This window comes from Xanthobacter sp. (assembly GCF_041911315.1).
In the GTDB taxonomy this organism is placed as follows: Bacteria; Pseudomonadota; Alphaproteobacteria; order Rhizobiales; family Xanthobacteraceae; genus Xanthobacter; species Xanthobacter aminoxidans.
Genome location: NZ_JAYRPE010000092.1, coordinates 1 through 12283 on the forward strand (window position 1 = coordinate 1; position 12283 = coordinate 12283).

The window sequence follows — 12283 nt, forward strand, 5'->3', positions numbered from 1 at the left end:
CTACGGCGCGCTGAAGCGCCTCGAGATCGCCCGCGCGCTGGCCGCCCGGCCCCGCGTGCTGCTGCTCGACGAGCCGGCGGCGGGCTGCAACGCGGTGGAGACGGAGGAAATCGACCGCCTCATCTGCGAGGTGGCCAAGACCGGCGTCGCCATCCTCCTCGTGGAGCACGACATGAAGCGGGTGATGCGCCTCTCCGACACCATCGTGGTGCTGGACCATGGCGAGAAGATCGCCGAGGGCGATCCGGCCGTGGTCAGCCGCGACCCCAGGGTGATCGAGGCCTATCTCGGCGCAGGCACGACGGAGGCGCTCCATGCTCACGGTTGAGGGCCTGCGCTCGCGCTACGGGCGCATCGAGGTGCTGCACGGGGTGGATCTGTTCGTCGGCTCCGGAGAGATCGTCACGGTGGTGGGGGCGAACGGCGCGGGCAAGACGACGCTCTTGCGCTGCCTTTCCGGCGTTCAGCCGGTGTCGGGCGGCACCATCACCTTTCGCGGCGAGGCGCTCACCGCCGTGCCCGCCTATCGCCGGGTGGCGCGGGGGCTGGCGCAATCGCCGGAGGGGCGGCAGATCTTCACCAATCTCAGCGTGGAGGAAAACCTGCGCCTCGGCGCCTTCGTCTTCGCCGACGACCGCGTGGAGCGCGACATGGCGGATGCCTTCGCCATGTTTCCCATCCTCAAGGAGAAGCGCAACCAGCTCGCCGGCGGCCTCTCCGGCGGGCAGCAGCAGATGCTGGCCATCGCCCGCGCCCTCATGGGCCGCCCCGCCTGCCTGCTGCTGGACGAGCCCTCCATGGGCCTCGCGCCCATCCTCGTGGCGCAGATCTTCGAGGTGGTGAAGGGCTTGAAGGCGCTCGACGTGACCGTGCTGCTGGTGGAGCAGAACGCCTTCGGAGCGCTGTCCGTGGCGGACCGGGGCTATGTGATGGAGACCGGCCGGGTCACCATGGTCGGCCCGGCGGCGGAGCTGATCGCCGACCCGCGCGTGCGCGAGGCGTATCTGGGCATCTGAGGCGGCCGCCCCGGGAGGGGCGACCGGCCTTTCAGCGTCTCAGTGGCCGCTGCCGGCTTCCGGTGCCGGCGGCGCCGCCACCTTGGGCCGGGCGCCGGGGCGCAGCTTTTCGCGGATGCCCTGGAACAGCACGTAGAGCGGCGGGATGACAAAGATGCCGAGGAAGGAGGCGGCGATCATGCCGCCGAACACCGGCGTGCCCACATTCTGCCGCGCCATCTGCGCCGCGCCGGTGGCGACCACCAGCGGGTAGAGGCCGAGGATGAAGGCCAGCGACGTCATCATCACCGGCCGGAACCGCAGACGCGAGCCCTCGGTGGCGGCCTGGAGCAGGTCCTCGCCATGCTCGCGCCGCTCCTTGGCGAATTCGACGATGAGGATGCCGTTCTTCGCCGCGAGGCCGATCAGCACGATCATGCCGATCTGCCCGTAGAGGTCGAGCGTCAGCTGGCCGATGACGATGGCCGCGAACGCCCCGAGCATGCCCACCGTGACGGAGAGCAGCACCGGCACCGGGATGGACCAGCTTTCATAGAGCGCCACCAGGAACAGGAAGGCGAACAGCACGGCGAAGGCGAGGATGATGCCCGTCTTGCCCTCCGCCCTTTTCTCCTGGAACGAGGTGTCGGTCCACGCGCCGGAGAAGCCCTGCGGCAGGGTCTTGGCCGCCACCGCGTCCATGGCAGCCAGCGCCTGTCCGGAGGAGACGCCGGGGGCGGGCGAACCCTGCACCGTCACCGCGCGCTTGTTGTTGTAGCGGATGAGCGCCGGCGGGCCGACCTCCACCCGCACCTCGACGATGGACCTGAGCGGAATCATCTCGCCTTTGTTGTTGCGGACATGGATGCGGTAGATGTCCTCCACGTCCTTCCTGTCCTCGCCCTCCGCCTGCACCTGCACCTGCCAGGTGCGGCCGTAGAGGTTCATGTCGTTCACGTAGAGGCCGCCCAGCGAGGTCTGGAGCGCGGTGAACACGCTGTCGAGCGGCACGCCCAGCACCTGCGCCTTGTCGCGGTCGATGTCGAGCTGGAGCGAGGGGTTGGTGGCGGAATAGGTGGAGAACACGCGGGTAAGCTGCGGGTCCTGATTGGCGGCGATCAAGAGCCCGCGCAGCACCTGCGCCAGCACCTTGGGGTCGCCCGCGCGCAGGTCCTGCAGCACGAAGGAGAAGCCGCCGCCGGTGCCGAGGCCGACGATGGGTGGCGGGCCGAGCGGCACCACCGTTCCGCCGGGGATCATGCGCATCTTCTCGCCGAGGCGCGCCAGCACCGCGTTGGCGCTCTCGTCCTTGCCCTTGCGCTCCTCGAACGGCTTCATGGTGACGACGATGAAGGCGGCGTTGGGCTGGGAGTAGTTGTCGATGAAGTTGAGGCCGATGACGGAGGTGTAGTCCTCCACCGTGTGCTCTTCCTTCAGGATCGCCTCGGCCTTGCGGATCACCTCGGTGGTGCGCCCCACCGAGGCGCCGCCGGGGAGCTGCACGACGACGAAGAAGGCGCCCTGGTCGTCCTCCGGCAGGAAGCCCGTGGGCGTGAGCTTCGACAGCGCGAAGATGCCGCCCGAGGCGACGAACACGCAGACGAGGCCGATGAGCGAGAAGCGCACGAGGCGCGCCACCACCGCTCCATAGGCATCGCGCACCTTGTCGATGCCGCGCATGACATAGCCGATGGGCCCCTTCTTCGGCCCGTGGGAGGGCTTCAGCAGGATGCCGCACAGGGCCGGCGAGAGGGTGAGCGCGTTGATGGCCGAGAGGAACATGGCCACCGCCACCGTGATGGCGAACTGGCGGAACAGTTCGCCGGAGATGCCGGGGATGAAGGCCACCGGCACGAACACGGAGAGCAGCACCAGGGTGATGGCGATGATGGGGGCGGTGATCTCCGCCATGGCCCTCTTGGTGGCGTCGGCGGGGGAAAGCTCGGGATGCTCCTCCATCACGCGCTCGACGTTCTCCACCACCACGATGGCGTCATCCACCACGATGCCGATGGCCAGCACGATGGCGAGCAGCGACACGGTGTTGGCGGAATAGCCGATGGCGTTCAGCACGATGAAGGTGCCGATGAGGCTCACCGGCACCGCGAGCGTCGGGATGAGGGTGGCGCGGAACGAGCCGAGGAAGAGATAGACCACCAGCACCACGAGGATGAACGCCTCGATGAGGGTCTTCTGCACCTCGTGGATGGTGTCGGTGACGAAGACGGTGGGGTCGTAGGTGACCTTCCAGGCGAGATCCTCGGGGAAGGCCTTCGCCAGCTCGTCCATGCGGGCGCGGATGGCGTTGATGGTGGTGATGGCGTTGGCGCCGGGCGACTGGTAGAGCGCCAGCACCGCCGAGGGGCCGCCGTTGAACAAGGTCTCGCGGTCGAGGTTGGAGGCCCCCATCTCGAGGCGCGCCACGTCGCCGAGGCGCAGCACCGAGCCGTCCGCATTGGTGCGCAGGACGATGTTCTCGAACTCCGCGACGCTGGAGAGGCGGCCCTTGGTGCGCAGGTTCAGCTGCAATTGCTGGTCGTTCGCCACCGGGCGGGCGCCGAGCCGGCCCACGGCGGCCTGGATATTCTGCGAGCGGATGGCGTTCACCACGTCCTCGGCGGTGAGGCCGAGGCCGGTGAGGCGGTCGGTCTTCACCCAGGCGCGCATGGCATAGTCCTGCGGCCCCCACAGGCCCGCGTCGCCCACGCCGGGGATGGACTTCAATTCGTCGAGGATGTTGATGGTGACGTAATTGGAGATATAGAGCGGGTCCCAGGTCTTCTTGGGCGAATAGATCGCCAGCACGCCGAGCAGCGCGGACGACTTCTTCTTCACCGTCACGCCCTGGCGCTTCACGTCCTCCGGCAGCTTGGAGAGCGCGACCTGCACCCTGTTGTTCATGTTGACGGTGTTGATATCCGGGTCGGTGCCCAGCTCGAACGAGCCGGTGAGGGTGTAGGACCCGTCATCGCCGGAGACGCTCTTCATGTAGATGAGCTTGTCCACGCCCACCACCTGCGCCTCGATGGGCTGGGCGACGGTGGAATCCACCACCTCGGCGGAGGCACCGGGATAGAAGGTGGTCACCGACACCTGCGGCGGGATGATGTCGGGATATTGCGATACGGGGATCGCGAAGAGCGAGAGCAGGCCCGCGATCACCGTGACGATGGCGATGACGATGGCGAGCCGCGGGCGGTCGACGAAGACGGAGGAGAGCATGGCTCAGCCCTTCACGCCGACGACGGGGGTCGCGCGCACGGCGGCGCCGGGCCTGAGCGCCTCGAAGCCTTCGACCACCACAGGCTCGCCGGCCTTGATCCCCTCCACCACGATGCCGGCGCCCACGTTGCCGCCCGGCTTCACCCGCCGCACCACCGCCTTGCCGTCCTCCACCACGAAGACGTAGACGCCGGCCTGATCGGCGATGAGCGCCGCCTGCGGGATGACGATGCGCTCCTCCGGCTTGCCGGACTTCAGCTCCACCCGCACGAGCTGGCCGTCCGTCAGCTGGCCCTTGGGGTTGGGCACGTCGGCGCGCATGACGATGGTGTCCGTGGTGCGGCTCACCGACACGTCGATGAAGTTGATGCGCCCCACCTCGCCATAGAAGCTGCCATCGGGAAACTTGATGCGGACTTCCACATTGGAGAGGTCGGCCTTGCCCTCCTCCTTCTGCGCTTCCTGATAGTCGCGCTGGCTGACGGGGAAGGTGACATACATGGGGTTCTGGCTCACCACGGTGGCGAGCGGCCCGCTGTCCGGGCCGATGATGTGGCCGCGGGTGAAAGCGGTGCGGCCGATGCGGCCGGTGATGGGGGAGACGATGTCGGTATAGCCGAGATTGATCTTGGCGGTATTCAGTGCCGCCTCGGCGGTGAGCAGCGCGCCCTTGGAGCTGTCCTCGTTGGCGATCGCCTGGTCGCGGGCCACCACCGTGCCGGCATTCTTGGTGAGCAGTTCCTCAGCGCGCTCGCGCTGGATCTTGGCGAGGGCGAGGGCGGCCTTCGCCCGCTCCACGTCACCCTGTGCCTGCTGCACGTCGGCCTCGAAGGGCGCCTTCTCGATGCGGTAGAGGGGCTGGCCCTCCTTCACGCTCTCGCCGTCCTTGAAGAGCACGGCCTCCAGCATGGCCTTGACGCGGGCGCGGATGTCCACCCGCTCGGGGGCCTCCACGCGGCCGACGAATTCCATGGCATCGGCGATAGGCTTCAGCTCGGCGGCCACCACCCCCACGGGGATCGGACCTTGCTGGGCGAGGGCAGGGCGCGCGCCGATCGGCAAGGCACCCAATAGCAGGGCGGCAGCCCACACGGCCGGACGAACGGTTTCCCAACGCGCCGGCTTCCGACGAGCGACGATGCCCATGGCTTTTCCCCCCTGATCGGCCGGGCGATGCCGCATGGCGGCGCCGCCCCGACCTCCGCAACTTGTTCCGCACCGCCGTTCCGCGACCCGGCAGCGCCACGCTTGCACGCACACTAGCACCGCGGTCGGGGCCGGCAACGTACCCGTCTCACCCCAGCGCTTGGCACAGGCGGCGCGGCGGGCCAATTGCCTTTTGGCGCCAGCCGGCCGCCCGCTGTGCCGAAGCTTCAGGCCACGCTGAGCGGGAAGGGCACCACCTGCGCGCCCGACCCCTGCGGCACGGCCGGGGCCACGCCCGGCGCTGCATCGGCCGCCGCCAGCACCCGGCGCACCTCGTCGACCACCGAGGCGGCTTCGGGGGCGATGTCCATGTTGGACAGAAGCCGGTCGAGCAGGGCCAGCAGGCGCGAGCGCTCCTGGGGCGTCTTCAGCAGCGCGGGCAGGGTGGCGATGGCCTCCGCCTCGTTGCGGTCCACGATGATGGACTGGCGGCGGATGATGGCCTGCGCCACATCGGAGGGCATGGCCAGGAGCCCCAGCTCGTAGCCCACCAGCTCGCGGATCTGCTTCAGGGTGGAAAGCCGGCGCTCGTTGCCGCCCCGCTTGAAGCCGATGAGCGCCACGCGCACGCCCGCATCGGTGAAGCCGCCCTCGCGGATGGCGGCGAGCGCGGCCGCCACTTCCGCCGGCGGCTGCTCCACCAGAGCGGCGGCGGTGGCCGGCGCGGTGAGGTCCGGGTCCAGCATGGCGAAGGTGCCGTAGAGGCGGAAGAATTCGGTCTCCACCGTCGCATCGCGCAGGCGGCGGTAGAGGTCCAGGCCGGCGGTGATGGCGGTGGCGGCGAAATGCTCGCCGGCCACATGCACGCCCTTTTCGTCGCGCGGCGTGCGCTGGCTGCGGGCGAAATCGGCGAGCGGCGCCATGGCCTTGAGCCACGGGTTGAGATCGGACAGGCCCCAGCGCACCGCGCGCAGCGGATGCACCGCCCGCGTGACGCGCCCCATCTCCGGCGTCACCACGGCGGCGAGCGCCGGATGGACGAAGGTCTCGTACAGCCGTGAATTGGTCTGCGAGACGTTGGCCACCACCTCGAACGGGATCTCGTCGTTGCGGTCGTACTTCTGAAGAACCGCGAGATCCTCCACCCGGCGCTCGGTGAGGGTCACGTCATACTTCACCTCGGGGCCGGAGCGGTCCTCCTCGATGGTCATGCCGTAGAGGCCGGGGGGCAGCGCCTCCACATAATCGAGCAGGTCCACGATCTGCGCATGCTCGCGCCGGGCGATGGCGCCGGAGACGAAGATGCCGAGATGGCCCACGCTCTCGTGCATGAGGCCGACGATGACCTGCCCCGCATCCTTCAGCGCCTGGGTGGTGGGGTAGAGGTCCGCCACCCAGTTGATGGCCTGCTGGGGCGGGGTGATGTTGTCGCCCAGCGAGGCGAAGACGATGATGGGCGAGCGCACGGCCTTGAGATCGAAGGTCTTGCCCGGCGCCCATTCCGCCTTGCCGGCGGCCAGCCTGTTGCCGACGAACAGGTTTTCCACGATCCACTTGATCTCTTCCCGGTTCATCAGGAAGTAGCCGCCCCACCAGCGCTCGAATTCCAGGAAGCGCGCGGGCTCGGTGTCGATCTTGGAATAGAGCGAATAGTATTTGGTGAAATAGGTGTTGGCCGGGTTCAGATACTCGAAATTGTCCACGAGATAGGCGCCGTCGAAGACGCCGCCGCCGAGGTCCGAGGCCAGCGAGGCGGTCCACGCCCCGCCCAGCACGCCGCCGGCATAGCGCATGGGGTTCTCGGCATCGTTGCCGGCCCAGTAGGACATGGGCGCGCCGTTGACCACGATGGGGCCCACATTGTCCGGGTCCAGCGCCGCCACCAGCATGGCGGCCCAGCCGCCCTGGCAATTGCCCATCACCACCGGCCGCTCGCGGGTGGGGTGGCGATCGCGCACGATGCGCACGAATTCGGATTCCGCCAGCGACACGTCCGCCAGCGTCTGCCCCGGCACCGGCTCGGGGAAGAAGATGACCATGTAGACGGCGTGTCCCGCCTTCAGGGCGAAGCCGACCTCGGAATCCTTCTTGAAGCCGCCGATGCCCGGCCCGTGCCCGGCGCGCGGATCGATGATGAGGAAGGCGCGCTGCTCGGGATCAAGCGTCACGCCGTCCGGCGGCAGGATGCGCACGAGGGCATAGTTGCAGGGCCGCGCGAAGGTGCGGGCGTCGGCCACCATCTCGTAATCGAAGGCGAGCAGCGGCGGCTTGCCGGCCTTTTCATGCGCGATCCAGTTGTTGCCGCGCTGGCGCATGGTGTCCCAGAAGATCAGCGAGCGCTGGGCGGCGTCGAAGGCGTAGGAGACGCTGTCGCGCCACGCCTGCGCCGGCGTCTGCGGGCGGCCCGCCCCGGCGAAGGCGGAGGCGGCTTCCCGCATGGCCGCGCCATAGGCCGAGACCGCCTCGCCGATGCGCAGGCGGTAGATCTCCGCCACCCGGCCGTAGACGTTCATCATGTCGAGCGGATGCATGGAGGCCTCCTCAGGCCGAAGGAACCTGGGTGTGGGAGAGGACCTGCCGCATCTCGCGGACGATGGTCCATTCCTCGTCGGTGGGGATCACATAGGCCTGCGGGCCGGTGCCCTTGGTGATGCGGGTGGCGCCGGCGCGGTTCGCTTCCGGGTCCAGCTCGAAGCCGGCCCAGGCGACGGCGCGGAGCACCTCGGCGCGGGTCTCGGCATCGTTCTCGCCTATGCCGGCGGTGAAGACGAGGGCATCGATGCCCCGCAGCGCCGCCACCAGCGAGCCGAACTCGCGGTTGATGCGGTAGACGAACAGGTCGATGGCCCGCCGCGCCCCCGCATCCGTCTCGCAGCGCTCGCGCAGCACGCGCATGTCGTTGGAGAGGCCGGAGACGCCGACGAGGCCGCACTTGGTGTAGAGGAAAAGCTCCGCTTCCTCCGCGCTCATGCCCATCTCGCGCTGGAGATAGAAGACCACGCCGGGATCGATGGTGCCGCTGCGCGTGCCCATCACCAGCCCGTCGAGGGCCGAGAAGCCCATGGTGGTGGCGATGGAGCGCGCGGCGTCATAGGCGCACAGGCTCGCCCCGTTGCCGAGATGCGCCGCCACCACTCGCCCCTTGGCGAGGCGCGGGTCCACCTTGGGGAACTGGGTGGCGAGATAGGCGTAGGAGAGGCCATGGAAGCCGTAGCGCTTCACGCCCGCGTCGGTCATCGACTGGGGAATGGCGAACATCTGCGCCAGTTCCGGCTGGGTGCGGTGGAAGGCGGTGTCGAACGCCGCCACCTGCGGCAGGCCCGGCACGCGGCGGGCGATGATGCGGATGGGCTCAAGGCTCTTCGGCTGGTGCAGAGGCGCGAGCGGGGAGAGGGTATCCAGCTCGTTGATGATGGCGGGGGTCAGCTCCACCGCATGGGTATAATGCGGGCCGCCATGCACCACGCGATGGCCAACGGCGGCGAGCTGGTGCCCGCCCCGGTGGGCGCCGAGCCAGTCGGAGAGATAGGCCAGCGCCTCCTCGAAGCCGAAGGCCGCGTGGCCGTCCCAGCGCTGGTCGCCGACGGTGGCGCCGTCGTGGTCCTTCACCTTGAAGTGCGGATCGGTGCCCAGCCCCTCGAACAGGCCGCGATAGATGCGGTTGGGCACGTCCGCGCCGTCGTCCAGGAACACCTGGAACTTGAGGCTGGAGGAGCCGGCATTGAGGACAAGATGCACGCGCGCCATGGTCAGACCTCCAGCGCCTTGGCCGCCGCGCGGGCCGTGGCCTGCTGGGCGGCGGCGAGCAGCGCCGCCACCGCGCAGGAGGCGAGGCGCGTCGGCGCGGAATCCGCCCGGCTGGTGAGGATGATGGGCACCCGCGCGCCCACGACGATGCCAGCCGCATCGGCGCCGGCGAGGAAGGACAGGCTCTTCGCCAGCATGTTGCCGGCTTCGAGGTCCGGCACGACAAGCACGTTGGCCCGCCCCGCCACGGGCGAGGAGATGTGCTTGATGGCGGCCGAGCCGAGGTCGATGGCATTGTCCAGCGCCAGCGGCCCGTCGACGATGGCGCCGGTGATCTGGCCGCGATCGGCCATCTTGCACAGGGCCGCCGCCTCGATGGTGGAGGGCACGGCGGGGTTCACCGTCTCCATGGCCGAGAGGATGGCCACCCGCACCTCGGGGAAGGACAGCGCCTGCGCCAGTTCGATGGCGTTCTGCACGATGTGCGCCTTGTCCTCCAGCGAGGGGGCGATGTTGATGGCAGCATCCGTGATGATGAGCGCGTCCGGATGGCTCGGCACGTCCATGACGAAGCAATGGCTGATGCGTCGCGCGGTGCGCAGGCCGGTGTCGCGGGCGACCACGGCGCTCATCAGCTCGTCGGTGTGAAGGCTGCCCTTCATCAAGGCGTCGGCCTCGCCGCAGCGCACCAGCGCCACCGCCTTCTCCGCCGCCTCGTGGCTGTGCGCCGCGGCCACCTGCCGCACGCCGGAAATGTCGAGCTGGCCGGCGGCGGCCGCCGCCGCGATCTTGGCCGGGGGGCCGACGAGGATGGGCTCGATGAGCCCGAGGTCCGCCGCCTCCAGCGCGGCGCGGAGCGAAACGTCGTCGCAGGGGTGGGCCACCGCCACCTTGAGCTTCGGCAGCGCCTGGGCCGCCGAGATCAGGCGATCATACTTGGCATGTCGATTGTGCTGGGCGTCCTGGGCCGCCGCTGCGGCCAAATGAGCGGTCATGTGCGCTCTCCCTCGTGCCGCCGTCCGGGCCGGCCAGGGGGCAGGGCCTCCGGACGGATGCTCGCCCCAACCTGTCGGCCGGCAGCGTCCTGCCTTCCATGATGCAAATCAAGCGGACGGCGGTGACAGTCGCGTGTCTGTCCGGCGCAGCGGGAAAAGTCGCCATCAGGGAGGTGCCGAATGGGCGCTCGGCGGTATCCGGATAAAAATCCGGCCGGGCGCCTGCGGGGAAGCGGCGGCCCGGCCGGCGCTTTCCGGGAGGTCTCGGTTGAGCGCGTCGCCATCGTCCAGGGAAGCTCCGGGCGCCGCATCCCCAAAATGGAGGAGGACGCAACGGGGCCGCGAAGGACCCTTACGGCTCGAAGGCGAACACCTTCTTCCAGTCGTCCTTCATGGAGATGACGTACCAGCCGCGCGCCTTCGCCTCGTCATAGAGCTTCTGCGTGAAGGTGCCGACCTCGGAGTATGGCAGGCCCTGCGCCGGGCCATAGGCGAATTCGCGCTTCCCGTCGTCGTGCAGCACCAGGGCCGCGAAGCGCAGGCCCTTGCCGGCCTTGGTATATTCCAGCATCTGCCGGTCGCCGGTGGAATTGCCGAAGGCGGCAATGGGGCGCTTGCCGATGATGAGGTGGATGCCCTCCGGCTTGCCGCCGTTCACGTCCTCGAACAGAACGGCCGGCTCCAGCCGCAGCACCGGGCGGCCCGCGGCGTCGTAGCCGAAGCGTACCGCGTCCGGCGTGCCCACCACCTGCTCGGGCGGGATGCCATAGAGCTTCTCGGAAAAGGCGCGCACGAAATCCTGCCCGCCGCCGGTGACGATATAGGTGCGGAAGCCGTTGGCCCGCAGCAGCTGCAGCACCTCCTGCATGGGCTGGTAGGTGAGCTCGGTGTGCGGGCGGTTGAGCACCGGATTGCGGGCGGTGGCCATCCAGTCCTGCGCCGCGGCGCGCAGCTCCTCCACCGTGAGGGATTCCAGCGTGAGCATGATGATTTTCATGAAATCGCCGGAGGAGAGCTTGCCCAGGGCCTCTTCACTGGCCTTCTCGTCGCCGGAAATGGCCGTGCGAAACGGCTCCTCGGTCTTCAGCGCCGGATTGGCCTGCGCCATCGCGCGCACGCGGGCGGCGGCGAAGGCGACCTCGGTATAGACCGGCTGCTCCACCCAGAGCGTGCCGTCCTGGTCGAAGGTGGCGATGCGGTCGGCGGGGGGCACGAAATCCGGCCCGCCGGGGGTTGTGGTGGCCTTCACGAAATCGAGGATGCCGGTCTTGGTCGCCCCCGCATTCCAGGAGGGGAGGGGATCGACCGCCTGCGCGAAGGCGGGGTGCGCGAGGCCGGCGCAGAGAAGACCGGCGGCGAGGACAGCGGCACGCGCGAACGGCCGCAGGCCGGCGGAAAATCTCAACGACACCATGGATCAAGCCCCCTCGCGCACCGAACGCTGCGCCCCGCATGTTGCCCGATTCTGCGACGCCTGCGCGACGGCTTCAAGCGGTGGCCGCCGCATGGACCTCCTCTCCCGCCATGGCTCCCCCTTCACAGGCTGTCATGGCCGGGCTCGTCCCGGCCATCCACGTCGGGCCGATCGAGTCCCTGTCCAGAGATGTATTCCCGGCCACTCCACGTGGATACCCGGCACAAGGCCGGGCATGACGCTCGATAGGGATGTTCACACCGATCTGCGCTGGACCCCGGATCTGCGCTCCGGCGTTCGCCGTCGCTGGTCCGGGGAACATCCGCACAGCGAATAACTGACGTTCCGCAAACGTCCCTCTTGGCGAGCGGCCCTCCTTGCGCATAGATGGCGGTGCGGGGTCGGGCCACGTCGTTCCGGAATGGGAATGACGGGCACCGGTCGGTCATTTCTCGTGAGGGGGCCGGTCGAACGATCTGCGGGCAGGGGCCGCTCTGTGGAGCCATCCCGCCGCGTCGCACGCCTCGCCTCCCGCAACGGTGCTGCGCACCGAGGGAGCGGTCCATGGACCTTCGCCGTCGTCTCCTCAGCTTCCGTCCTATGGGCGCGCGCCTTGGTCTTGCCGTCGCACTGACGGCCGGCGTGACCCTATCGCCCGTTTTGGCCCTCGCGCCCGCCTTCGCCCAGCAGGCCCGGCCGCAGACGCCCGCCGCCCAGCCCGCGCCGGCCCAGCCGGCGACCCCGCTGCCGCCCCGCGCGGCGAG

At 69.2% G+C, this 12283-nt stretch carries 7 protein-coding genes and 2 pseudogenes; 3 read left to right on the forward strand and 6 right to left on the reverse strand.

Annotated elements, in window-relative coordinates; translation table 11 throughout:
- Positions 1-328 (forward strand): annotated as a pseudogene (livG, locus tag ACE3QW_RS25045) (high-affinity branched-chain amino acid ABC transporter ATP-binding protein LivG); the annotation flags it as partial.
- The gene (locus ACE3QW_RS25050; RefSeq protein ID WP_029557223.1) at positions 315-1016 is read left to right on the forward strand and encodes an ABC transporter ATP-binding protein; all 702 of its coding nucleotides are present in this window, start codon (positions 315-317) and stop codon (positions 1014-1016) included. The pseudogene livG and the gene ACE3QW_RS25050, both read left to right, overlap by 14 nt.
- Positions 1017-1055: 39 nt before the next feature.
- Here the strand turns inward: ACE3QW_RS25050 and ACE3QW_RS25055 are convergent, their stop codons facing one another.
- The 6 genes from ACE3QW_RS25055 to ACE3QW_RS25080 form a co-directional block, all read right to left on the reverse strand.
- Positions 1056-4217: an efflux RND transporter permease subunit gene (locus ACE3QW_RS25055; RefSeq protein WP_374254808.1), complete on the reverse strand. Its 3162-nt coding sequence runs from the start codon at positions 4215-4217 to the stop codon at positions 1056-1058.
- 3 nt (positions 4218-4220) lie between these two features.
- Positions 4221-5363 carry an efflux RND transporter periplasmic adaptor subunit gene (locus ACE3QW_RS25060; protein WP_374254810.1) on the reverse strand — a complete coding sequence of 381 codons (1143 nt, stop codon included), beginning with the start codon at positions 5361-5363 and terminating at the stop codon, positions 4221-4223.
- Positions 5364-5590: 227 nt separating this feature from the next.
- Positions 5591-7894, reverse strand: coding sequence for a DUF3141 domain-containing protein (locus tag ACE3QW_RS25065; RefSeq protein WP_374254812.1), 2304 nt, complete (start codon positions 7892-7894; stop codon positions 5591-5593).
- Positions 7895-7904: 10 nt separating this feature from the next.
- Positions 7905-9110, reverse strand: coding sequence for an acetate/propionate family kinase (locus ACE3QW_RS25070; protein WP_374254814.1), 1206 nt, complete (start codon positions 9108-9110; stop codon positions 7905-7907).
- 2 nt (positions 9111-9112) lie between these two features.
- Positions 9113-10105 (reverse strand): phosphate acetyltransferase, encoded by a 993-nt coding sequence (locus ACE3QW_RS25075; RefSeq protein ID WP_197022978.1) that lies wholly within the window; start codon positions 10103-10105, stop codon positions 9113-9115.
- A gap of 352 nt (positions 10106-10457) precedes the next feature.
- Positions 10458-11519 (reverse strand): HAD family hydrolase, encoded by a 1062-nt coding sequence (locus ACE3QW_RS25080; RefSeq protein WP_374254816.1) that lies wholly within the window; start codon positions 11517-11519, stop codon positions 10458-10460.
- 564 nt (positions 11520-12083) lie between these two features.
- On the opposite strand from ACE3QW_RS25080, the pseudogene ACE3QW_RS25085 reads away from it, so the two are divergent.
- A pseudogene (locus ACE3QW_RS25085) lies at positions 12084-12283 on the forward strand (hypothetical protein); the annotation flags it as partial.